The following is a 23,048-nucleotide window of genomic DNA, read 5'->3' as shown; positions in this document are numbered from 1 at the left end:
CGCTCCCGCCCGCCGCGGCCCGGCAACCGGCAAGGAACGCCTGCGCCGCTGGCGGGTCAGTGATCTGAGCGCCCGCGCGCGCAGCGACAACAAGACCAAGCCGCCTCGCGGGCACCGACAGCGGCCCGGCCCGACGGCACGACCAAGGAAATCGCCATGAGCGCCATCGTTCTGCTGCTGATCGGCCTGGGGGCCATGAGCCTCGGCTACCTGTTCTATTCGAAGTTCATCGCCGAGAAGATCTACCGGCTCGACCCGAACTACCGCACCCCGGCGCACAGCATGCGCGACGGCGTGGACTACGTGCCCACCAACAAATTCGTGCTCTGGGGCCACCACTTCACCTCGGTGGCCGGCGCCGCGCCGATCGTCGGCCCGGCGATCGCGGTGATCTGGGGCTGGGTGCCGGCATTTCTCTGGGTGGTGCTGGGCACGATCTTCTTTGCCGGCGTGCATGATTTCGGCGCGCTCTGGGCCAGCGCACGCAACAAGGGCCAGTCGGTCGGCATGCTCAGCGGCCGGCTGATCGGCTCGCGCGGGCGCAGCCTGTTCCTGGTAGTGATCTTTCTCGTCCTGCTGATGGTCAACGGCGCCTTTGCCGCGGTGATCTCCAACCTGCTGGTGTCCACGCCGACCTCGGTGATTCCGGTGTGGGGGGCGATCCTCGTCGCGCTGGTGATCGGCCAGATGATCTACCGCTACAACATGAAGCTGCTGTGGCCGTCGGTCGGCGGGGTGATCGTGCTCTATGCGCTGATCCTGCTCGGCAACGCCTATCCCATCGTGCTCCCGGAGAGCGTGCTGGGCCTGTCGGCCAAGTCGTTCTGGATCCTGCTGCTGTTCCTCTACGCGGCGATCGCCTCGCTGCTGCCGGTATGGGTGCTGCTGCAGCCGCGCGACTACATCAACGGCCTGCAACTGTTCGTCGGCCTCGGCCTGCTCTACCTGGCGGTGCTGTTCGGCGCACCGGACATCGTCGCCCCGGCCTACAACGCCGAGATGCCGGCCGACACGCCGAGCATCGTGCCGCTGTTGTTCGTCACCATCGCCTGCGGCGCGATCTCCGGCTTCCACGGGCTGGTCGCCTCGGGCACCACGTCCAAGCAGCTGGACAAGGAAACCGACGCCCGCTTCGTCGGCTACTTCGGCGCCATGGGCGAAGGCATGCTCTCGCTCGCCGCGATCATCTGCTGCACCGCGGGCTTCGCCAGCCTGCTCGACTGGCAGCAGGTCTACACCGCGTTCGGCCAGGGCGGCGTGAACGCCTTTGTCGCCGGCGGCGGCACCCTGCTGGCCAACGGCCTGGGGCTGCCGGCCGACCTCGGTGCCACGGTGCTGGCGGTGATGGCGATTCTCTTCGCCGGCACCACCATGGACACCGGCCTGCGCCTGCAGCGTTTCGTCATCCAGGAAGCCGGCGAGCTGGCCGGCTTCAAGGTCAACACCCTGGTCGGCACCCTGATCGCCGTCGGCGTGTGCATGGCACTGGCCTACGGCGCCGGCTCGGACGGCACCGGCGGCATGGTCATCTGGCCGCTGTTCGGCACCACCAACCAGCTGCTCGCCGGGCTGACCCTGGCGATCATCACCGTGATCCTGATCAAGCAGGGCCGCCCGGCGATCTACACCCTGGTGCCGCTGGTGTTCCTGCTGGTGATGTCGATCTATGCGCTGCTGGTGCAGATGGGCCAGTTCTTCCGCGCCGAGAACTGGCTGCTGCTGGGCATGGACGTGATCATCCTCATCGCTGCGCTGTGGGTGACCTTCGAAGCGGTGATCGCCATGCGCGGCGGCCGCGATCCGCTGGTCGACGTGCCCACCGACGAGCCGCTGCCGTGAAGATCCTCGCCCAGCTCTCGGCCGGGCTGCGCGAGTTCTACGTCGCGCCCTACCGGCGCACCTTCGCCCGCGCCCGGCGCGACGAGGAGGACCTGTTCATGCTGCTGGTGTTCTCCGAGATGCTTGGCGTACCCAACCCGGCGGCCTGGTACACCCTGGAACTGATGCCCGAGCTCTACGAGCGCTTTCACGACTGGCACCGGCGCATGGGCATGGAGCGCTCGCCGCTGGAGCACATCGGATGCTGCTGACACTGGCCGCGCGCCGCCGCGTGCTGTTCTTCAGCGGCAAGGGCGGCGTCGGCAAGACCACCGTTGCCGCCGCCACCGCGCTGGCCCAGGCCGAGGCCGGGCGCCGCGTGCTGCTGGTATCCACCGACCCGGCGCACAACCTCGGCCACCTCTGGCAACGCGAGGTCGGCCCGCAGCCGGTACGCCTGGCGCCGGCGCTCGACGGCCTGGAGCTGGACCCGGAGCTGACCACCCGCGAACACCTGGCGCAGGTCGGCGCCGCGCTGCGTCAGCTGATGCCGCCGCACCTGGCCGGCGAGGTCGATAAGCACATGGCGCTGTCACGCGAGGCGCCGGGCATGCACGAAGCCGCGCTGCTCGAGCGTATCGCCGACACCCTGCTCGACGGCCTGGCGAGCTACGATCTGCTGGTGTTCGACACCGCGCCTTCGGGCCATACCGCGCGGCTGATGGCGCTGCCGGAAATGATGACCGCCTGGACCGAAGGCCTGCTGCAGCGCCAGCAGCGCCAGTCGCGCTTCAGCCAGGTCCTGAAGAACCTCGGTCAGGACGAGGGCCTGGGGCGCAACGTGCTGGGCGGGCCCGAGGAGCAAGCGGAAGGCGACCGCGGCGCGCGCATCCGGCGCATCCTCAACCGGCGCCGCGAGCGCTTCGCCGCACTGCGCGAGCTGATCGGCGACAGCGAACGCTGCGCCTTCGTCGTGGTGCTGGCGGCCGAACGCCTGCCGGTACTCGAGACCCTGGAACTGCACGACAAGCTTGCGCGCAGCGGCATCGCGGTGGCCGCCCTGGTCGTCAACAAGCGCTCACCGAACGATGCCGGCCGCTTTCTCGCCGAACGCCACGCGCAGGAGGCGCAGCACCTGGCCACCCTGCGCCAGCGGCTCGGCCAGCTGCCCTTGCAGGAGCTGCCGTTGCTGCCCGGCGACGTGGTGGGCCAGGCCGCCCTGCAGGCCTTCGCCCGGCGCCTTGCCGAGCACTGAACCGGCGCCGCCGCCCGGCCGGCCCTACACGGCGCGCGTGCTCAGCTGCTCGGCGATGTACTCGGCCTGGCGGATCGCCAGGCTGACGATGGTCAGCGTGGGGTTTTCCGCCGCGCTGCTGGTGAACTGGCTGCCATCGGAGATGAACAGGTTGGCCACCTCGTGGCTCTGCCCATAGCGATTGCAGACCCCGTCACCCTCCTTCGCGCTCATCCGGCAGGTGCCGAGGTTGTGCGTCGAGGGAAACGGCGGCAGACGATGCGCCTTGGTCGCACCCACCGCCTGGTAGAGCGCCTCGCCCTGGCGGTAGGCGTGCTCGCGCATGGCCAGGTCGTTGGGGTGATCGTCGTAGTGGACGTTCGCCACCGGCATGCCCCAGGCATCGCGCACCGCCTCGTTGAGGGTGATGCGGTTGGTCGGCCGCGGCATGTCTTCGCCAACGATCCACAGCCCGGCGAGATGGGTGTAGCGATCCATCACGCGGGTGAAGTCGCTGCCCCAGGCGCCCGGATCGAAGAACGCCGCCATGAACGGCAGGCCCAGCGACAGCGTCTCCATCTCGTAGCCGCCGGCGAAGCCGCGTTCGGGACGATGCAGCACCTCGTCGCTGATGATCCCGGCCATGATGGTGCCGCGGTAGAAGTGCACCGGTTCGTCGAACTCGGCGAACACCGAGCCGGTGGTGTGGCGCATGTAATAGCGCCCGACGGTGCCCGAGCCGTTGCCCAGACCGTGGGGAAACAGGCTCGACTGCGAGTTGAGCAGGATTCGCGGCGTCTCGATGGCATTGCCGGCCACCGCGACCACCCGCGCCTTCTGCCGCTGCAGCCGGCCCTCGGCATCGGCGTAGACCACCGCACTGGCGCGGCCATGGGCGTCGTGCTCGATGCGCAGCACCTGCGCCTGGGTGCGCAGCTCCAGCTTGCCGGTAGCCTCGGCGGCAGGGATCTCGGTGTAGAGCGTCGACCACTTCGCGCCCATCTTGCAGCCCTGGAAGCAGAAGCCCAGCTGCTGGCAACCGGCACGGCCGTTGCGCGGCCGGCTGTTGATCGCCATGCGCCCGGTGGAGCAGTGCCGGTAGCCGAGTTTCTGCGCACCGGCGTACATCACCTTGAAGTTGTTGTTGCCCGGCAGCCCGGGGATGTCGTGGGTGCGGGTCACGCCCATCTTGTCCTCGGCGCGCGCGTAGTACGGCGCGAGGTCTTCGAGGGTCAGCGGCCAGTCGAGCAGGTCGGCGCCGTCGATCGCGCCGTAGGTGTCGCGGGCACGGAATTCGTGCGCCTGCAGGCGCAGGCTGGCGCCGGCCCAGTGCGTGGTGGTGCCACCGACGGTCTTGCAGATCCACGCCGGCAGGTTGGGAAAATCGCGGGCGATGCGCCAGGAGCCGGAGGTGGTGCGCGGGTCGCCCCAGCTCAGCTGGTTGAACGAGGGCCACTCGTCGTTGATGAAGGTCGCCGGGGACTCGCGCTTGCCGGCCTCGAGCAGCACCACCGGCACGCCCTTCTGGCACAGCTCGTTGGCCAGGGTGCCGCCACCGGCACCGGAGCCGATGATCACCACTACCGAATCGTCGTCGTACTGATAGGTCGTCATCTGGGTCACCTCAGGCAAAGGGCTTCGGGCTGGCGTTCAGCGGCGGGTCGGGCAGCCAGGACAGGTCGTTGAAGCCACGGTGCAGGTAGCCGCCCTTGGGAAAGGAGGCGCCTTCATAGCCGAAGTGCAGGTAGGCCAGCTCGTTGCTGTACAGCGCGGTCACCGCCACGCCGCGCACCTGGGCGAAAAACGGCTGCGCCTGCAACGTTTCGAGGATCGCCTGCTGTTCCCCGGCATCGGCCGCCAGCCAGTCGCCGCCCGCGGCGCGGTCAAGCGTGACCACCCCTTCGCGCAGCAGATCGGCGAGCCCCGGGTCGGCGGCGGCACGGCTGTCGAGTTCCTTGACCACCAGGGCGTAGACGGCATCCTCCATGCTGTCGTGGGGATAGAGCCGGCGGACCATGACCAGCAGGCGCTCGGCCTGGTGGCCATCGAGGCGGCTCAGCGGCAACGACCAGCTGCGCGTCGGCGCGGCCAGCGCCACCGGGCCGTTGACGAACAGCAGGGTGCCCATCAGCAGGCTGCCGGCGCCCTGCAGGAAGCGCCGGCGGTCGAGCGTCATCTCGCTCATGGCATGTCTCCTCTTGTTGTTCTTCTGGGCAGGACGGGACAGGCCTGCCTTGGAAGCCATCCTAGGCAGCCTTCGCCGGCGCCGGGTAACACTGAGGTACTACGTTTGTGCGCAGGGATTTGTGTGCAACGGTTTGTTCGGAAGGGTCGCGCGGGCGCGCCTGCGAAGCCGGGACTGCGAGGTTGGCGGAGCCATTGCCGAACCGATATGGTCCTATGCGCGTACCTGCCCGCCGCGGCGGGCCATTCACAACGTCGCCGGGATGGCGCAACCGCAACCTGGAGCCGCTATGTGCAATCTGTATTCATCCACCGACCCTTCGCTCTACGAACACCAAACCCGCTCGATCCGCCTGCAGGGCGCGGTGACCAGCGTGCGCCTGGAACGCGAGTTCTGGTCGATCCTCGAGGAAATTGCCGCCGGCGAGGGTTATGGCGTGCCGCAGTTCATCAACCAGCTGTACAGCGAGGTGATCCTGCGCCGCGGTGAAGTCGGCAACCTGGCGTCCCTGCTGCGCGTGGTCTGCACGGTCTATCTGACGCATGGCCGGCAGTCGGCCAGAACCCTGGAGCTGCTCGCCATGCCGGCACGGCAGCGACGCGGTGCGGCGAGCAACGCCCAGGCCTGAACCGCGGCGTAGTAGTCCGGTGCTACCCGTGGCCGGCGGGCGTGCTTCTAGAATGGGCCGCCTTGCCTAGCCCGATGGAGAGCGCTCAATGCCGTTCAATACCGAACTTCAGCCCGGCGTCTGCGAACAGCCCGATGCCGAGACCCAGGACTACGTGTTCAACCACACCATGCTGCGGGTCAAGGACCCGGAGCGCTCGCTGGACTTCTACAGCCGTGTGCTGGGCATGCGCCTGCTGCGCCGGCTGGACTTCGAGGAGGCGCGCTTCTCGCTGTACTTCCTCGCCATGACCCGTGGCGAGGCGGTGCCCGAAGATGCCGCCGAACGGCAGCGCTACGCCTTCGGCCGCCAGTCGGTGCTCGAGCTGACCCACAACTGGGGCACCGAGTCCGACGACAGCCAGTACCACAACGGCAACGCCGAGCCGCGCGGCTTCGGCCACATCTGCTTCTCCGTACCGGATATCGAACGCGCCTGTGCGCGCTTCGCGCAGCTGGACGTGTCCTTCGTCAAGACGCTCGACAAGGGCATGAAGCACGTCGCCTTCATCCGCGACCCGGACGGCTACTGGATCGAGATCGTCCAGGCCGACCTGCTCGGCGAACTCGGCCGCACTTGAGCCGCCTCAGGGCGCCAGCTGCCGCACGAACCAGTCACCGGCGAGCCGCGCCACCTCTTGCAGGCTGCCCGGCTCGTCGAACAGGTGCGTGGCGCCTTCGACCAGCGTCAGTTGGTGCGGGCAGCGCAGCCGCGCGGCGGCGTCGCGGTTGAGGCGCAGCACTTCGTGGTCGCGCCCGCCGACGATGAACAGCGTCGGCGCATGGACCTGCTCCAGGGCATCGGCTGCCAGGTCGACCCGCCCACCGCGCGAGACCACCGCGGCAATGTCCGCCGGGCGCGAAGCCGCGGTGATCAAGGCCGCGGCGGCGCCCGTGCTGGCGCCGAACAGGCCGATGCGCAGCTCGCGCAGCCCGGCGTCCTGACGCAGCTGGTCGACTACGCCGGTCAGCCGCTGGCTGAGCAGCGGAATGTCGAAACGCAGGCGCCGGGTCAGTTCGTCGAGGGGCTGCTCCTGTGTGGTGAGCAGGTCGAACAGCAGCGTGGCCAGGCCGCGCTCGTTGAAGTAGCGCGCCACGTTGCGGTTACGCGGGCTGTGCCGGCTGCTGCCGCTGCCATGCACGAAGACCACCAGCCCGCACGCCTGCGGCGGAACGCGAAGGTCGCCATGCAGCCGGGCCCGGCCCAGGGTGAAGCGCATCGGGGTGCTGACGAGCGGGTTCATGCCGGTTCACCTCCCCGCGCCCAGGCCTGCTGCAGCAACTCCACCACCTGGCGGTCGGAGGTCTGGTCGAACAGTTCGTACCAGCGGCCGATGGCATAGAGGTCGTACGGCATGTGCAGGCAGACGACCCGATCGGCGATCCGCTCCAGCTGCGCGACGCTCTCGGGTGCCGCCACCGGCACCGCCACGGTGATGCGCGTAGCGCCCAGCTTGCGTACCGCCTCGGCCGCCGCACGCATGGTCGCGCCGGTGGCCAGGCCATCGTCGACGAGGATCACCGCGCGGCCCTTGATCACCGGTCGCGGGCGGTCGGCGCGGTAGGCCTTCTCGCGGCGGTACAGCTCGTCGGTTTCCTGGACCATGGTGGCATCGATCTCGGCCTGCGAAGCATGGCTGAGCCGGACCACGTCGGGGTTCATCACCCGCACGCCGCCACTGGCGATGGCGCCCATCGCCAGCTCGCGGTTGCCCGGCGCGCCGAGCTTGCGCACGACCAGGATGTCCAGCTCCAGCCCCAGCCGTTCGGCTACCTCGAAGGCCACCGGCACACCACCGCGTGGCAGGGCCAGCACCAGGGCGCCGGCCCAGTCGCCCAGCTGGTGCAGGCGCTCGGCCAGCGCCTGGCCGGCATAGCGGCGGTCGGGAAAGGGAATGGTCAGGGACATGGTCGTCTCCTCCGCGTCGGCGAATATCGTCTGAGTCTGGCCCAAGTTGCGGCCGACCGCCTGTCCGGCCAGGCAGCGCAGACGGCGCATCGAAACCTGCACCAGTGAACTACGCTGAAAAGGCCCCTCTCCTTACTTGTCGAGACTCTGAAAATGGACAAACAGCGTCAGCGCCTCAGCGACAAACTCCTTTAACCCGAACACCACGACCCCTACCTCAAGGCCTGGCATCAGCGCAGCGATACGCTTTGCCCGCAGTGCGGCGCCGCCTACCAGGAAGGCCGCTGGACCTGGCAGGGGCTGGTCAACCCGGCCGATGCGCAGGAAGCGCTGTGCCCGGCCTGCCAGCGCATCGACGAAGACGTGCCGGCCGGCACCGTCAGCCTGCACGGCGCGTTCGTGCTGCAGCACCGCGACGAACTCTGCGGCCTGATGCGCAAAACCGAGGAACTGGAAAAGCGCGAACACCCGCTCGAGCGCCTGATGGCCATCAGCGACGCGACCGACGGCCTGGAGGTGACCACTACCGGCGTGCATCTGGCTCAGCGCATCGGCCATGCGCTGGAAGCGGCCTACGACGGCGAGCTGAAGATCCACTACAACGACGAGGAATACTTCGTCGATGTGCACTGGCAGCGCGACTGACCCTCAGCACGGCTGCGGTGGCAGGGCTGCCGCCGCGACCTGACCGCTGGCCGCGAGCAGTTGCAGGTAGTCGTCGTAGCGATAGGTCGGCCCGTCGAGGCAGGCGTAGCTCGCACCGATGTAGCAGTGCCCACAGAGCCCGACGCCGCAGTGCATGCGGCGCTCCAGCGACAACCACACCCGGTCCGCCGCCATGCCGGCTTCCAGGCAGCAGCGCGCCACCGCCAGCATCAGCGCCTCGGGCCCGCAGCTGAGCACCAGGGCCGGCGCCTCGCCTTCGCCCAGCCACTGGCGCACGACGGTGAGCGGGTTGCCGCCCGGCAGGCCGGCTTCGCCCTGGTCGAGCGTCTCGATCAGCCGCAATCGCGCCCGCCACCGCTCGCGCTCGCGCCCGAGCACCTGGTGGGCCCGACTGCGGGCGGCGTAGACCAGCGCCAGCCGCTCCGGGGCCTGTTCGAGCAAGCCGGCCAAGGGCGCCAGCCCGCAGCCGCCAGCAACCGCCAGAACACGTCCGGTCGCCGGTAGCTCGGGCCAGGGGCGGCCGAACGGGCCGCGATAGCCGAGCACCGCGCCCGCCTCGAGGGCGAACAGCGCCGCGGTGAGGCTGCCGGTCCGGCGGATCAGCGCGCTGAAGCGGCCGTTCGCATCGGGTGTGCTGACATAGGTAAAGGCGGCCTCGCCAACACCGGGCAGAGCGAGCATGAAGAATTGCCCGGGGCGCCCCCTCGGCTCGTCCCGCCGGGGCTCGAAGGCAAAGGTGAAATGCCGCGCGGCCTCACCGTCGGCATAGGCCTCGAGCAGGCGCAGCGGCCTGGGCGTCAGGTCGATCATGGCTGGCTGATCCTCTGCATCACCTGGTGCACGCCGATGCTCCCGGGGCAGACCGCATCGCAGCGGCCGCAACCCACGCAGCCATCGCGGCCGAAGCGCTCGGCAAAGGCCTCGCCGAACTTGTGATACCAGAAGCGCTGCACGCGCTGGCCCGGGCCGGCGCTGGGGTTGTGGCCGCTGGCTTCCTTCTGGAAGCCGGCATACAGGCAGGAATCCCAGACGCGCTCCTGAACGACACCGCCCTCGCCCGCCTGCTGCGCTGGCGCGAAGCACGAGCAGGTCGGGCATACCGAGGTGCAGCCGGAGCAGCCGAAACAGCGCAGGCCCAGTTCGTCCCAGGCGCCCTGCGCTACGGTTCCGGCGTTCAACGCTGCGCGGCCGGCGGCGATCGCTGGCTGCTCGCCCTGTTCGGCGGCCACGCGCTGGGCATTCGCGGCCCGCTCGTGCACCCAGCCCGGCGCGGCGGCGGGCAGCGCCAGCCCGGCGAGCGCCCGCTCGCCCGCCGCGGAGGCCACCAGCAGCAACCAGTGCGCATCGAGCCGCGAGAGGATCAGGTCGGCCGTCGCCGGGCGAACGTCCGGCCCGCTGTCCATGCGCGCGCAGAAGCCGTGCCGGCAACTGTGCGCGCAGTCGACACCGACCAGCAGGGTGGCGCGACGGCGCAGTTGATAGTGCGGGTCTTCGGCGAAGAAGCGGTCCTGATAGGCGATCGCGGTCAGGTCGCAGGCGCTGAGGCCGAACAGCACCTGCGGTTGCGGCTCGGGCAGCAGCGCAATGAAGCGGCCGTGCTCGTAGCGGAACAGCGCCTCGCGCTCGGCGAAGAAGAACGCCTTGGCGGCGAACTGCGGCGTCTCCTCCGGCGCGGCGAAGGGCAGCGCGGAGCCGGCCTCCAGCCGCTGCCAGCGCAGCGCGCCCTGGCTGTCCGGCAGCGGTTGGTAGAGCTGCCGCCCCTCGCCCAGATGAGCGCGCAGCAGCTCGGGCGATTCCAGTTCAAGGGCCTGCATGGCAGTCCTCCGGGGGCCGTTCGAGTTCGATGCGCGGCGCCTGGTCGGCCGGCAACGGTTCGAGCGCCACAGCGCAGGCCTTCAGCTCGGGCATGTGGCTGATCGGGTCCTGGGCGCTATTGGTCAGTCGATTACAAGGGGCCTCGCGGAAGTGATACGGCATGCCGACGGTGCCCGGCGGCACGTCGTCGGTCAGGTGTGCCCGCGTCTCCAGCACGCCGCGCCGCGAGCGCACCCGTACCCCCTGCGCCTCGTGCAGGCCCAGCTGCGCCGCGTCCTGCGGGTGGATGAACAGCAGCCCGGCCGGCGTCTCCCGCTCGAGCAGCGGCGACTTGCGGGTCATCGCCCCGCCGCCGTAGTGGAAATGCAGCCGGTGCGTGGTGAAGCAGAACGGGTATTCGGCGTCCGGGCATTCATCCGGTTCGACCTGCGAAACGGGCAGCAGCTGTGCGCGCCCGCGCGGAAAACTCTGCACATGCAGGATTGGCGAGCCCTCGGGATGCGCCGCATCGCACGGCCACTGCAGGCCGCCGGGACGCTCGAGCCGCGCATGGCTCATGGCGCTGAAGCAGGGCGTCAGTGCCGCCATCTCGGCGAACACCGCGGCGGCATCCGCCCAGCCCATGCCGGAATAGCCCATGCGCTCGGCAAGGGCGGCGAGGATCTGCCAGTCCGCGCGCGCCTCACCCGGGGGTTCGACCGCCTTGCGCACCTTAGCTGCGTTACGGCCTTGGCGAAATGGCAGTTTGTAAGTTGTGGCTTTGTGGATTACTTTTGCGCAGCAAAACCACAAAGCCGCGACTTACAAACTGTCCAGCGCACGTAGTGCGCGAGTTGCAGCACTTTGTTATGTGATTAAATGCCAAAACTGCCTATTTAAAAAATACCTTTGTGATCAACTACGGACCTCGGAATACCATTACTGTCGAAGTAGCCAACCCAATATTTTATTGTTTTAACAACATAGTCAGTTAAGTTTTCAGTTGTGCCGTCCGTGAATGTAACGATAAAACTTGGGCTTTCTTGAGTTTGAGATTCTCGATACTCGGCACTTTGCTGAGCTTTTTCCATTTTTTCCGGTATGTTTTCATTTGAGTAAAACGCAACACCCTGTGTTGTTGAGGATGAAGTTCCTTTTACATCCGGGGTGTACATAGTAATTTTGAAATGCTTTACTGAATTAGCTATATCCTTTGCTATAACCAAATGTTTTTCAGTGTCCCATGTTTGGTTGAGCTGCTTTTTGTTTCCTTGCTGAGAAAGATGGTTGATGCACCAGTCTCGTAGAGAGTGAGCCGTAACTGAAAAATTAAAAAAATGATCCATTACATTCTCTGGGTTTTCCTCAAAATTTATCCTATTACCCTCTCTCACCAGCTTAAGCAGCATGTCTTTTGGCTCACCAATTCCGGAAATGAACGACACTCTCTATCTCCTTTCACATAACGTTTGGTTAAGGGGCCGGCTTTAGCCGGTCCCGAGTGAGCGAAGCGAGCGACTTGAACCAATTGTTATGAGCTTTAACTCGCATCCCATGTGCAGTATTTTTTGCCGTTACAGGTAAACAAGTAAACGGAAACATTAAAGTTTCCATCTTTGTGATTGGCTATGCGTTTCTCAGGGAGCATTTCCCATAGCCAGTCCATGTCAGAGTTTTCTTTTTCAAAATCTGAGAATGAACCTTTAAACTCGTCTTTATCTACAAAATCTGCCTTGGATGCCATTCGCTCGAAAACGCAATACTGACCATTAATAAAAGGCCAGACTCTGTCTTGCCATGTTGGCAAGGCTGGCGTTCTATATATGATGGTTTCCTGTTCTTCGACACTACCTTCGAATGCTTCGTTGGTTTCGATTTCTAATTCTTTAAGTTTTCCATCTGCAAGGCAATTGTCGCATATGCAGTCGATTTCATTTCCTCCATAGAAACCGCCAGCATCAAACCACAAACCCACTGCGCCACAAATAGAGCATTTCGAATTATCGTCGGCTCTGAATGCAAAATTTTCTGGGTCGCGAAAGTATTTGAATTTCATATTGCTCATAACGATTAAGCTAACGGGCAGACAAAAGCGCAGCTTTTGGCTGTCCAGCGAACGAAGTGAGCGACAGTTGAGCGCATTGTTAGAGGTTACACTCTAAGTATGCGTCGGTGGCTTTGACTAGGTCTTTGATGAAACGAATTACTTTTTCAAGCTCATCGCGCTTGATTAAGTGAGCCGCAGGCGAGCCATTATTCAATGGCTTGGAGCGGTGTACTGCGTCGCCGCGCTTTGAAATCCATTGGTTCAGTGCTGTCTTGGCCTTTTCTGGCCCATGGTTTGCCCAGTTCCAGCCTTGGGTTACATCGATGTCGAGATAGTCGACAAATAGTTTTTTGGTTTTGTCCGAGGTTGGGTTGTGGAACTGCTTTAGCTCAACCTGCAGTTTTTTCAGGATGAAATTTCCAACATAGCTGCCTGCAACAGCAGCAAGGCGTTTTTGAACCCCTTCTGTCACTCTGTCTTCTACGTATGTTTCCCATGCCGTTAGCGCCATTACCAGCCCCGCGCGCTTCAATACTTCGGCATTTGGCGGCGGAGGATTTGCATTTATGGCGTCAAAATGAGCAAGGAGCTCTTCGGCGTCTTTTATTCCGTGCTCGAATGAGAGTTTGGCAAGGGACATCTTGTAATCTCTAACGTTTGGTTAAGGGGCGGGCTTTAGCCCGTCCCAGTGAGCGAAGCGAACGGCCTTGAACCAGTTGTTAGGCAGAGATGCCTGAGCCGGCACGTTGCTGATTGCGGCACGATGACCGAGCCGTTGCGAAGATTCAAGCGCGTTCGCAGTAGCAGGAAAACACTTTTGCACGGTGCTTGCGCGCGAGCCAGGGCGATGATAGGCGATAGCTTGCACGGGCGACACGGCGCCCTGGCCGCTTGCGCATAAGTGGCGATGAGACAAGAAATGATGCGACGGCTAAACCAACTTCCATATTGAGCACGTCCTTAAAAGAGATAACCGCCTAACGATTAAGCTAACGGGCAGACAAAAGCGTAGCTTTTGGCTGTCCAGCGAACGAGGTGAGCGACAATTGAGCGACTTGTTAGGGTGGTGCGCCAGTTCAACTACATTGTCGATTTAATAATTCTATTTGAAATTTATGTTTTGAAAATGCTCTCGCCTTCTTGAAGGATTTTTGTGTATGAGTCTAGGTGTTTCCTTAGCGTTTCTGTTGCTGGCGCTGGAGGTGTTTCAAAGAAATATAGCTGAGCAGCTGTTGTTACGGGATTAAACGAGATGACTTGACCAATTTTGGTCGGGCCCTCTTTCAGTAGAAAGTCGCGATTTCCGCGGAAGAACTCCACTGCGGGATGGCCTTTTAACTGTGTGAACCATTTTCCCCAAGATGGGTGATTGCTGCACTTACTTTTTAGTCAATGCAGTGCGGTTCTTGCGAAAATAATTGATGCGTCGACATAGGCTTCGAATTCGGCACGTTGATCGGGTGTGCATTTCTCAGCAAGGTGTAAGAAGAACTCAGCGCGGCCTAAAGCTGTTCGCGAATGAGCAGTGCTCATGGTGCCCCCTGTTTTATTTTTGGAGTGAATTTTACCCGCTGCGAAGCCTGATAAGCGATTTAATGTTCTTCTTTGTTTTTGAAAATTGATGCTACATTTCCGCCTAAATATGACGGTTCTTTTTTGATTGAGTCTTCAAATGAGTGTTCTTCCTCGTTTTCTTGTGCCGCCAGAGCGGCGCGATTCTCTTGGAACTCAGCGCGGGTGCTCGCCCACGTGTCAGTTATAAACTCGCCTAGGGCTGCGCTCATTTCGACGCATTTACGCATTGCCTTAAACGATGCTTCGCCAATTTCATATGTTTTGAAAGATTCTCCGCATTTTTCACAGGTTCTAGCCCGTACATATACGTTTATATAAGGATTTTCAAAATATAATGTTCGGGTGGTGGGCTGGGGGCTCTCGACTCGGCATTCCGAAACTGAGTGGCATGATTGGCAGTACATTATTGTCATGTGATTCTCCTTTAGGCCTAACGATAAGCTAAGGGGCGGGCTTTAGCCCGTCCAAGCGAACAAAGTGAGCGATTTGAGCGACTTGTTATGTTCTTTTCGCCGATTTTTCTCTAGCCTTTCTTTTCTACAGGAGGGCAGGAGACATTAATTATTTTATGGCAGCTCTTACAGCTAACCAGCTCGCACATGCCACCTGCTCCAAACGTGTGTGGGCATAATGTTACGTCGAAACCGTGGTCATTCTCGCAGTATGGGCACTTGGGGTAATAGCCTAACTTGCTCTCTACGCTTTCCATTCGAACCTCCGTTGTTGGTGATGGTAAAGGTCGGTGCGCCAGCCAAACTGAATACGCACCTAAGCATTACACTTTAGCTAGGACTAACGAAGCTAGCAGAGCCAGCCCGAAAGCTGCTAATGGAGTGAATGATGCAGCCAAAACTGCAAACAAAGCCCCAAAAGCACCCAGCCTCAGGTGCAAGCTTGCTGAACTTGTTAAATTAGGTTTAGCCATTGGCTCTCCTTCTTTAACTGGCCTCAGTCTTTCAAAATACCTGGATCAAGGCCGTCCAGACTTTTGCTGCTTTTTTAAATACCCGCCAATTTTCAGGAAGCAGCAAACCAGGCGGGCCGGTTAATGAGCGCACCCAAGGATGCCACTCATTGTTCTTGCACATAACGTTTGGTTAAGGGGCGGGCTTTAGCCCGTCCCAGTGAGCGAAGCGAACGGTTTGAACCAGTTGTTAGGCTCGGTACTGAGATGAAAGCCGCTGCCGAAAACCACACTTTGGCTTTACCAAAACAGCCCTGCAAAAGGCATGATGATTGCGATCATTAACTATTCTGGCCAACTGTTAGAAGAATGACGTGAAACTCTCGTTTGGCCATGCGTGTTTGCTATTGACTTGTTGTGAAAGAATTCTGTTCTGCAGTGCGGGCATATATTTGCGTCACGCCGCGCACTTTCTTTGCACTGCGGGCAGCTCTTCAATATTGATGCAAACAATGAGTGTGGCAAGGCAATAATCAAAACAAGAGTGCCATATACCCACCAGACAAAGAAGCGCCGCCCTTTGAGTGCTGCAATTATAGCCGGGATAAGACCCAAAATTAATGCAATGAAAAAGATCATGAAATTTCCTGTGTGTATATAACTGCGTTTTCCGATTGTTTTGCTTGGCCTAACGCCGCGCTCACCGGCAAATTTGGAGCGAAGCGGAAAATTTGTCCGAGTGCAGCGCCTTGTTAGTTTTGATCATTTTCATCCCAAAAATGAAGAACCCTTTTTTCTCTAAGATCTTTCTTGACCTTTTCAACGACTTCTTTCATTTTTGGGTTTTGCTCATTCTCCGATAGCACTTCCATTGCTTTGAAGATTGCCTCTCTACCCTTGCTAGTTAAATGACGCTTGGCCATTGAAGCCTGTATTGTGCTGCATGCAAATCTATAGGGAAAAGGATTAGCTTCGATCTCTTTTAGCCGTTCCCGATATTCTTCCGTTACATCTTCCCAATCTGACAAGGAATCTGCCTCTTTATCAAAATGGGCTGGAGCCACCTTACTCGGCTGCTTACCGTCTAATATTCTTACCCCTGCTTTTTCATACACTTTTGCAATTAATTCTGAACAGAATGACGAGTGATCAGTTCCAGACCCCATGAAGACCTTGTTGTAGTCTTGCCGAAGGAAATATAAGCCTGCCTTCCCAAGCTTCTCCTGCTGTTCCTCGGAGATTCCCTTTAGGCGAATAGCCCTCCATTCACCTTTACACTCTTTGAGTTCTTCAAGAATAAATGTGATATGAACCCCGCCATCGCCCGTTGCGTGGACAAATGTGCCATCTCCAAGCCCAAGCTCTACATGGCTAGAAATTGCGTTCTTGTAAATTGCCTTCTGTGCCATAGCAAGTCCTGAAGATATTTTGTTATCTCCAGTGACTAGCAATACATCTCCAATTAGCACGTAACCTCCTTAAAAACTAACGCCAGCCATAAGCGGCGCCCTGGCAAGGGCGTCCGGTGGAGGGCCAAAGGCCCGTAACAAACTTAATGGCCTTGTTGTACATTTACTCGAACCAAGTCTCGAAATGCTTGGCTACTTTTTTATTGAACGCATTGAATATGTGTCCAAACACAAACATTGCTCCACCCAGGATAGCCAGCCAAAAGAAAACTGCCCAGGCAGCCGCATTCACCTCGGCACCTGCCTCAACCAAAGCCATGACCTCGCTAAATAATGAGGGAACGAATGATGTGAGAATCAATAGGGCTGCTCCAGAAGCAGCGCCCATTAGGGTGTGTAGGAATCCTTTCACTGATGCTCCCTTTGTGTATAACGTTTGGTTAAGGGGCCGGCTTTAGCCGGTCCCGAGTGAGCGAAGCGAGCGACTTGAACCAATTGTTATGCTTACGGCTCGTTGGTGTTGGTGGCTGAGCGCTCAATTAGAACCTGCTCCATAGCTCTTTTTATATCAACATCTGATGGGGACTTTAGCGTGAAGTAGAAGCTTATTGCCCCAACCACAAAGCTGATAATCGTTATTATGTAAGCTCTGCTTGTCTGCTTCTTTGTTTTTTCTTGCTCTAATTTGAGTTCAGTGTATTTGTTTAGAGTTGATGTTATTGGCAGAAGAACATGTTTGTCTGATTCATCTTTTGATGATTCAATAATTTTAAGCAGCCTGGATAGAGATGGTTTTACCTCATCAGGCAGCTCGTCAAATGGTTCTTCTTTTTCGATTTCAACTACCAAATTCTGTAACTCTGAAAAAGCTTTTGGCTCATTAACCTCAGCATAAAGTCTATAAATTACATCGCGACTGCTTTTAGGGGATAGGTCGAAGCCGCGGCCAATTAATGTAATGTCTTTTGCGGAAAGTGAAACTGATGATGAGAGCTTATGCTTTATATTTCCTTTCATCCTCTCCATGTTCTTTCTTTTCTGAATCGTCATCCAGAAAACGAAAACTATAGCGCCAGCTATTACTGCAATGTAGAAGGCTGCCATGAATAAGTTGAATACTTCATTTGTCACATTGCACTCCTAAGATGCATAACGATTAAGCTAACGGGCAGACAAAAGCGCAGATTTTGGCTGTCCAGCGAACGAAGTGAGTGATAGTTGAGCGCATTGTTAGGTGGCAAGCGCACGCTGGAATTGCTCTCTAAGCTTTGGAAGTTCCTCTGCTATGTAGTGTGCTACACCTCCACGCATGTTCGACCAACTCGGGTGATAAAGCTTTCCAACGGGTAGGTTGTGTCTAGCTCTGACGTTTGGCCTTACAAGATAGTCGAATGCCTCACCGCCGAGAGCCAGCAAAAACTTTGGCTTCAACATCTCTATCTCGCGATACAGAAATGTACCTGCGCAGGTGTTTTTGGTTGTGTCCGGCAACGAGTCAGTTTTGAGGTTTGCGGAGTGGCACTTAACTAGTGCAGTCATTGCCACGCGCGAGAATACAGCATCGTGCTCAGCAGGTACGTTAAGGATGACAGAAACCCAGTTGATAATATTTGCATGATAGCGGGACGTGATGATTTGATTCGTTCCGAGAAACCGGGTGCGCACGAAATCTTCGTGAGCATTGACTCGATCTCGACCGCCTAGCGGCGCGTATAAAGCGTTTTCTCTCGGATCGGATATTCCAGGGTTCTTGCTGACCAGAAGTATGTCGATGCCGGAACTCTCGTCTAGACAGTAGAAGCTTCGTCCCATAATGCCGTTGATTGGATCGTTCTGCACTCCATTGCACTGCCTAGCACATGTGGTCACGTTGGCGTAGAGATCTATTAGTTCCTCAGAGCACGGCATATTCTTGCTACCTAACAGTGATTAGACCGCATGCGGCGTTAACGCGTAACGGTAGCGTTCGGTATAACTCCGAAAACACGGAGTCGCTTTGTAAAACATTTCCCTCTTAAAACAATGCCTTAGCTGATCGATCATGGCTTCCACTGTGTTCGCTTGGCGGTTCTCTATTGTGAATCCAGGAATACTGTACAAACAACCAGCCAAGGAAGTCATATGGATAGCCAACCGCCCAAGCCGCGCCTGCGGGAGCAGTTTCAGGCCGTGATGCGCGCGCATCACTACAGCATCCGCACCGAGAAAAGTTACGGGTACTGGATACGCTTTTACCTGCGGTTTCACCAGATGCGCCATCCGCTGGAGCTCGGGCCTGCCGAGGTCAACCAGTTTCTGAGCTGGCTTGCCAGCGAGCGCCACGTGGCGGCGGCCACGCAAAATCTGGCGCTGAATGCCGTCGTGTTTCTGTACGCCCGTGTACTTGAGCGACCGCTGGGTGATATTGGCGAGACGATCCGAGCCAAACGCCCACCGCGCTTGCCGGTGGTGCTTTCGCACCAGGAGGCGCTGGCGATCATTGGTCGGCTGGCACCACCCTATGATCTGCTGGCGTCGCTGATGTATGGCGCAGGCTTGCGCGTGGTGGAAGCTGCGCGGTTGCGGATTAAGGACATCGATTTCGACAAGCAGGTCATTATCGTGCGTGACGGCAAGGGCGGTAAGGACCGCACCACCTTGCTGCCAACCAGCCTGACTGCGCGGCTGACGGAACGGATTGCGCTGATTCGCGCGCGGCGGCAGGCGCGGGAGGCGTTCTACCAGGTGCCGGTGACGGTGCCCCACGCACTCAAACGCAAGTACCCCAGCGCTTCCGGTTCGCTGCAATGGCAATGGCTGTTTCCCTCCGCCGGGGTATGCATGGATGCGGACGGCGACCCGGCTCGTCATCACGTGCATGTCAGCTCCATTCAGCGTGCCATCAAGCAGGCGGTGCAGGCCTGTGGGTTGGGCAAGCCGGCGAGTTCCCACACCTTTCGGCATACCTTTGCTACCGAGCTGCTGCGCCGGGGCAGCGATATCCGCACGGTACAGACGCTGCTCGGGCATGCCGACGTGCGCACGACGCAAATCTATACGCATGTGCTGGGCCAGGCATTTGCGGGGGTGCGCAGCCCGCTGGGTTGAGCGGTAGGGCGACCCATGGTTGGCGTCTGGGTATTGATGACGGCGGTCCCTGCCAGGAAGGTGGCGACGTGCCACTATCCTGGAAGGGTAGTTCGCGCAGATGCCGTGGCTCAAGTCCATGGGCGCGATTTTTGGATAGAAACAACAAAGGCGCCCGAAGGCGCCTTTGTCTGACTGCAACGGCGTTTAGACCTTGCTGCGCTCGTAGCGCTTGCGGTCGTTCTCGTTCAGCATCTTCTTGCGCAGGCGGATCGACTTCGGCGTGACTTCCACCAGCTCGTCGTCAGCAATGAATTCCAGCGCCTGCTCGAGGGTGAATTTCAGTGCCGGGGTCAGCTGGATGGTCTCGTCCTTACCCGAAGCGCGCATGTTGTCGAGCTTCTTGGCCTTGGTCGGGTTGATCACCAGGTCGTTGTCGCGGCTGTGGATGCCGGCCAGCTGGCCTTCGTAGACCTCGTCGCCCGGGCTGAGGAACAGCTTGCCGCGGTCCTGCAGGGTTTCCAGCGAGTAGGTCAGCGCAGTGCCGGTAGCCATGGAGACCAGCACGCCGTTCTGGCGGTTGGTCACTTCACCGGCCTTGATCGGCCCGTAATGGCTGAAGGTCGAGGTCAGAATGCCGGTGCCCGAGGTCAGGGTCAGGAAGGCGTTGCGGAAGCCGATCAGGCCGCGCGCGGGGATGGTGTATTCCAGACGGATACGCCCCTTGCCGTCGGGGATCATGTTGGTCAGATCGCCCTTGCGCAGGCCCATCTGCTCCATCACCGGGCCCTGGTGCTGCTCCTCGATGTCGATGGTGACGTTCTCGTACGGTTCCTGCTTCTCGCCGGCCTCGTTCTCGATGATCACCACTTCCGGGCGGCCCACGGCCAGCTCAAAGCCTTCACGGCGCATGGTTTCGATCAGTACCGACAGGTGCAGCTCGCCGCGGCCGGAGACCTTGAACTTCTCCGGGCTGTCGCCCTGTTCGACGCGCAGCGCCACGTTGTGCAGCAGCTCCTTGTCCAGACGATCCTTGATATTGCGGCTGGTGACGAACTTGCCTTCCTTGCCGGCGAACGGCGAGTCGTTGACCTGGAAGGTCATGCTCACGGTCGGCTGGTCGACGGTCAGCGGCGGCAGCGCCTCGACGCTCTGCTGGTCGCAAAGCGTGTCGGAGATGAACAGCTCGTCCATGCCCGAGACGCAGACGATGTCGCCGGCGGTGGCTTCTTCCACCTCGACGCGCTGCAGGCCGTGGTGGCCCATGATCTTGAGGATGCGGCCGTTGCGCTTCTTGCCGTCGGCGCCGATGGCGGTCACCGGGGTGTTGGAGCGGACCTTGCCGCGGGCGATGCGGCCGATGCCGATCACGCCGAGGAAGCTGTTGTAGTCCAGCTGCGAAATCTGCATCTGGAATGCGCCTTCGGTGTCGACCTTGGGTGCCGGCACGTGGTCGACGATGGCCTGGAACAGGGCATCCATGTTGTCGTCCATGGCTTCGTGATCGAGACCGGCGATGCCGTTCAGGGCGCTGGCGTAGACGATCGGGAAATCGAGCTGCTCATCGGTGGCGCCGAGGTTGTCGAACAGGTCGAAGATCTGGTCGATGACCCAATCCGGACGCGCGCCCGGGCGGTCGATCTTGTTCACCACGACGATCGGACGCAGGCCGGCCTTGAACGCCTTCTGGGTCACGAAGCGGGTCTGCGGCATGGGGCCGTCCTGGGCGTCGACCACCAGCAGCACGGAGTCGACCATCGACATGACGCGCTCGACCTCGCCACCGAAGTCGGCGTGGCCGGGGGTGTCGACGATGTTGATGCGGTAGTCGTTCCACTTGATGGCGGTGTTCTTCGCCAGGATGGTGATGCCGCGTTCGCGTTCCTGGTCGTTGGAGTCCATCACGCGCTCGCCTTCGGCTTCCTTGCGGTCAAGGGTGCCGGAGAGCTTGAGCAGCTTGTCGACGAGGGTGGTCTTGCCATGGTCGACGTGGGCGATGATGGCGATGTTTCTGAGGTTCTCGATCACTTTGGTTACCTAAAAATATGCGGGAAGCGTGAAGCCGAAACGGGACGGAAGGCGCAGGCAGCAGCCCGGTCGGGAGGGTGCTTGCGTCGAATGACGATACGGCTGGTCGGACGGGCGCTCTTCACTGGGCGCTTCCAGCAACGGCTTTCGGGCTTGCCGGTCGGTAGACCCGCACGTTCTGGTGCCCCTCGCTCAGCAGGTGATGAGCATGCAGGCGGCTCATGACACCTTTATCGCAATACAGCAGGTACTGGCGGTTGCCATCCAGTTCCTTGAAGCGGTTGTTCAGCGCGTAGAAGGGCACCGTTTCGACTTCGATGCCGGCCAGCTCGAGGGGTTCGTCCTCGGCCAGGTCCGGGTGTCGGATGTCGAGGACGACCTGGCCGGGAAGCGCTTCGCCGACTTCCTCGACCGAGAGGTCCTGGCCCAGTTCATCGATGACCCGGTCGATGGCGACCTGTCGGGTGTTCGCCAGGGCGCGCTCAAGAATCGCCATGTCGAACTGCTTTTCCTCGTGCACGACCCGGTAGCCCTTGGCTCGGGTGGTCGGGTTCACCGAGATCACGCCGCAGTATTCGGGCATGTTGCGGGCGAATTCGGCGGTGCCGATGGCCGTCGCGGTGTCGATGATGTCCTGCTTGTGGCTGGCGATCAGCGGGCGCAGGACGAGCATGTCGGTAGCCGAGTCGATCACCTTGAGGTTGGTCAGCGTCTGGCTGGACACCTGGCTGATCGCCTCGCCGGTGACCAGCGCATCGATGCTCAGGCGCTCGGCGATCTGGGTCGCGGCACGCAGCATCATGCGCTTGAGGACCACGCCCATCTGGCTGTTGTCGACCTTCTGCAGGATTTCGCCGACCACCTCTTCGAAGGGCACGCTGATGAACAGCACGCGGTGCGAGCTGCCGTACTTCTTCCATAGATAGTGGGCCACTTCCATCACGCCCAGTTCATGGGCGCGGCCGCCGAGGTTGAAGAAGCAGAAGTGGGTCATCAGCCCGCGGCGCATCATCTGGTAGGCCGCGACAGTGGAGTCGAAACCGCCGGACATCAGCACCAGCGTCTGCTCCAGCGAGCCGAGCGGGTAGCCGCCAATGCCGTCATGCTGCTGATGCACGACGAACAGGCGCTGGTCGCGGATCTCCATGCGCACTTCGACTTCCGGCGCCTTCAGCGAGATGCCGGCGGCGCCGCAGCGCTGGCGCAACTGGCTGCCGACGTGGCGCTCGACGTCCATCGAGCTGAACGGATGCTTGCCGGCACGCTTGCAGCGCACGGCGAAGATGCGCCCCGGCAGGCGCTCGGCATAGTGCGCCTGGCATTTTTCGACGATGTCGTCCAGGTCGCCCAGCGGGTATTCGTGGACCTCGAGAAAATGCGCAATGCCTGGCATGCAGCGCAACCGCTCGATCATCTCGCGCAGCGCCTTGGCCTCGCCGACGGAAGTCTCCACCTCGATGTTGTCCCACACACCCTCGACCTGGAGCGCAGGGTCCAGATCCTTGAGCACGGCGCGGATGTTTTTCGTCAGCTGACGAATGAAGCCCTTGCGCACCGGTGGGCTCTTGATGGTGATTTCGGGGAAAACCTTGACGATCAGCTTCATGGACGCAGCGCGTGGCCGGCGAGGCCTGAAAAAGAGGGGCGCGGAGTATAGCGGAAATGGCCAGACCTTTAGTCGGTTTTCTGCACCACTGGCGCAAGGCACCAAAAGGAGGCAGCGCACTGCAGAGGCGCACCATTAGCG

23 protein-coding genes and 1 pseudogene are annotated in these 23,048 nt (G+C 60.7%); 7 read left to right on the top strand and 17 right to left on the bottom strand.

Annotation, left to right across the window (positions count from 1 at the left end):
- Positions 1–156 precede the first annotated feature (156 nt).
- From CL52_RS01720 to CL52_RS01710, 3 genes are read left to right on the top strand one after another with little or no spacing between them, the layout of a single operon-like run.
- A complete protein-coding gene (locus CL52_RS01720; RefSeq protein ID WP_041110752.1) occupies positions 157–1,839 on the top strand; it encodes a carbon starvation CstA family protein in 1,683 nt (560 codons plus the stop codon).
- Positions 1,836–2,090, top strand: a complete 255-nt coding sequence (locus CL52_RS01715; protein WP_041110754.1) for a cory-CC-star protein — start codon at positions 1,836–1,838, stop codon at positions 2,088–2,090. Before CL52_RS01720 ends, CL52_RS01715 begins: the two co-directional genes overlap by 4 nt.
- Positions 2,081–3,073: an ArsA family ATPase gene (locus CL52_RS01710; RefSeq protein ID WP_043218028.1), complete on the top strand. Its 993-nt coding sequence runs from the start codon at positions 2,081–2,083 to the stop codon at positions 3,071–3,073. The genes CL52_RS01715 and CL52_RS01710 overlap by 10 nt, the downstream gene beginning before the upstream one ends.
- Positions 3,074–3,097: 24 nt before the next feature.
- Here the strand turns inward: CL52_RS01710 and CL52_RS01705 are convergent, their stop codons facing one another.
- Both CL52_RS01705 and CL52_RS01700 read right to left on the bottom strand, forming a co-directional pair.
- Positions 3,098–4,666: a GMC family oxidoreductase gene (locus CL52_RS01705; RefSeq protein ID WP_043218027.1), complete on the bottom strand. Its 1,569-nt coding sequence runs from the start codon at positions 4,664–4,666 to the stop codon at positions 3,098–3,100.
- Between the two features lie 10 nt (positions 4,667–4,676).
- Positions 4,677–5,237 carry a tat (twin-arginine translocation) pathway signal sequence gene (locus CL52_RS01700; RefSeq protein ID WP_041110760.1) on the bottom strand — a complete coding sequence of 187 codons (561 nt, stop codon included), beginning with the start codon at positions 5,235–5,237 and terminating at the stop codon, positions 4,677–4,679.
- 289 nt (positions 5,238–5,526) lie between these two features.
- Here CL52_RS01700 and CL52_RS01695 point away from each other — a divergent pair, with 289 nt between their 5' ends.
- Positions 5,527–5,865 carry a ribbon-helix-helix domain-containing protein gene (locus CL52_RS01695; protein ID WP_041110762.1) on the top strand — a complete coding sequence of 113 codons (339 nt, stop codon included), beginning with the start codon at positions 5,527–5,529 and terminating at the stop codon, positions 5,863–5,865.
- 88 nt (positions 5,866–5,953) lie between these two features.
- On the top strand, positions 5,954–6,484 hold the full coding sequence (gene gloA / locus CL52_RS01690) for a lactoylglutathione lyase (RefSeq protein ID WP_043218025.1): 531 nt from the start codon (positions 5,954–5,956) through the stop codon (positions 6,482–6,484).
- 6 nt (positions 6,485–6,490) lie between these two features.
- Here gloA and CL52_RS01685 read toward each other — a convergent pair whose 3' ends face one another.
- The gene (locus tag CL52_RS01685; RefSeq protein WP_080773457.1) at positions 6,491–7,147 is read right to left on the bottom strand and encodes a dienelactone hydrolase family protein; all 657 of its coding nucleotides are present in this window, start codon (positions 7,145–7,147) and stop codon (positions 6,491–6,493) included.
- Positions 7,144–7,812, bottom strand: coding sequence for a phosphoribosyltransferase (locus tag CL52_RS01680; RefSeq protein ID WP_041110766.1), 669 nt, complete (start codon positions 7,810–7,812; stop codon positions 7,144–7,146). Before CL52_RS01680 ends, CL52_RS01685 begins: the two co-directional genes overlap by 4 nt.
- A gap of 153 nt (positions 7,813–7,965) precedes the next feature.
- Here CL52_RS01680 and CL52_RS21600 point away from each other — a divergent pair.
- A pseudogene (locus CL52_RS21600) lies at positions 7,966–8,457 on the top strand (BCAM0308 family protein).
- A gap of 3 nt (positions 8,458–8,460) precedes the next feature.
- Here CL52_RS21600 and CL52_RS01670 read toward each other — a convergent pair.
- The 11 genes from CL52_RS01670 to CL52_RS20445 form a co-directional block, all read right to left on the bottom strand.
- Positions 8,461–9,288 carry an FAD/NAD(P)-binding protein gene (locus CL52_RS01670; RefSeq protein ID WP_043218024.1) on the bottom strand — a complete coding sequence of 276 codons (828 nt, stop codon included), beginning with the start codon at positions 9,286–9,288 and terminating at the stop codon, positions 8,461–8,463.
- Complete coding sequence (locus CL52_RS01665; protein ID WP_043218022.1) at positions 9,285–10,292, bottom strand: 4Fe-4S dicluster domain-containing protein; 1,008 nt, start codon at positions 10,290–10,292, stop codon at positions 9,285–9,287. Before CL52_RS01665 ends, CL52_RS01670 begins: the two co-directional genes overlap by 4 nt.
- Entirely contained in the window at positions 10,279–11,004 is a 726-nt protein-coding gene (locus CL52_RS01660) for a molybdopterin oxidoreductase family protein (RefSeq protein WP_235366387.1), read from the bottom strand. Before CL52_RS01660 ends, CL52_RS01665 begins: the two co-directional genes overlap by 14 nt.
- 164 nt (positions 11,005–11,168) lie before the next feature.
- Positions 11,169–11,717, bottom strand: a complete 549-nt coding sequence (locus tag CL52_RS20985; protein WP_143008614.1) for a hypothetical protein — start codon at positions 11,715–11,717, stop codon at positions 11,169–11,171.
- A gap of 95 nt (positions 11,718–11,812) precedes the next feature.
- Positions 11,813–12,328: a CbrC family protein gene (locus CL52_RS20460; protein ID WP_074519792.1), complete on the bottom strand. Its 516-nt coding sequence runs from the start codon at positions 12,326–12,328 to the stop codon at positions 11,813–11,815.
- Between the two features lie 88 nt (positions 12,329–12,416).
- Positions 12,417–12,959 (bottom strand): HEPN domain-containing protein, encoded by a 543-nt coding sequence (locus CL52_RS20310; protein WP_052264505.1) that lies wholly within the window; start codon positions 12,957–12,959, stop codon positions 12,417–12,419.
- A gap of 952 nt (positions 12,960–13,911) precedes the next feature.
- Positions 13,912–14,307 (bottom strand): hypothetical protein, encoded by a 396-nt coding sequence (locus CL52_RS20980; protein WP_143008613.1) that lies wholly within the window; start codon positions 14,305–14,307, stop codon positions 13,912–13,914.
- A gap of 1,243 nt (positions 14,308–15,550) precedes the next feature.
- A complete protein-coding gene (locus CL52_RS20450) occupies positions 15,551–16,267 on the bottom strand; it encodes a YiiX/YebB-like N1pC/P60 family cysteine hydrolase (RefSeq protein ID WP_074519788.1) in 717 nt (238 codons plus the stop codon).
- Positions 16,268–16,370: 103 nt separating this feature from the next.
- The gene (locus CL52_RS01655) at positions 16,371–16,619 is read right to left on the bottom strand and encodes a hypothetical protein (RefSeq protein WP_143008612.1); all 249 of its coding nucleotides are present in this window, start codon (positions 16,617–16,619) and stop codon (positions 16,371–16,373) included.
- A gap of 92 nt (positions 16,620–16,711) precedes the next feature.
- A complete protein-coding gene (locus CL52_RS20975) occupies positions 16,712–17,338 on the bottom strand; it encodes a hypothetical protein (RefSeq protein WP_143008611.1) in 627 nt (208 codons plus the stop codon).
- Between the two features lie 99 nt (positions 17,339–17,437).
- Entirely contained in the window at positions 17,438–18,046 is a 609-nt protein-coding gene (locus tag CL52_RS20445) for a uracil-DNA glycosylase family protein (protein ID WP_235366386.1), read from the bottom strand.
- A gap of 222 nt (positions 18,047–18,268) precedes the next feature.
- Between CL52_RS20445 and CL52_RS01650 the strand changes: the two genes are divergently transcribed.
- Positions 18,269–19,294 carry an integron integrase gene (locus tag CL52_RS01650; protein ID WP_305809518.1) on the top strand — a complete coding sequence of 342 codons (1,026 nt, stop codon included), beginning with the start codon at positions 18,269–18,271 and terminating at the stop codon, positions 19,292–19,294.
- 186 nt (positions 19,295–19,480) lie between these two features.
- Here CL52_RS01650 and typA read toward each other — a convergent pair whose 3' ends face one another.
- Both typA and thiI read right to left on the bottom strand, forming a co-directional pair.
- Positions 19,481–21,301 carry a translational GTPase TypA gene (gene typA / locus CL52_RS01645; protein WP_041108499.1) on the bottom strand — a complete coding sequence of 607 codons (1,821 nt, stop codon included), beginning with the start codon at positions 21,299–21,301 and terminating at the stop codon, positions 19,481–19,483.
- Positions 21,302–21,422: 121 nt separating this feature from the next.
- Positions 21,423–22,907, bottom strand: a complete 1,485-nt coding sequence (gene thiI / locus CL52_RS01640; protein WP_041108501.1) for a tRNA uracil 4-sulfurtransferase ThiI — start codon at positions 22,905–22,907, stop codon at positions 21,423–21,425.
- Positions 22,908–23,048: the final 141 nt, after the last annotated feature.

Origin of the sequence: Stutzerimonas balearica DSM 6083 (genome assembly GCF_000818015.1) — a bacterium.
GTDB lineage: Bacteria > Pseudomonadota > Gammaproteobacteria > Pseudomonadales > Pseudomonadaceae > Stutzerimonas > Stutzerimonas balearica.
Note: the sequence above shows the minus strand (reverse complement) of the source record. Positions and strands in the feature narration are given on the sequence as shown.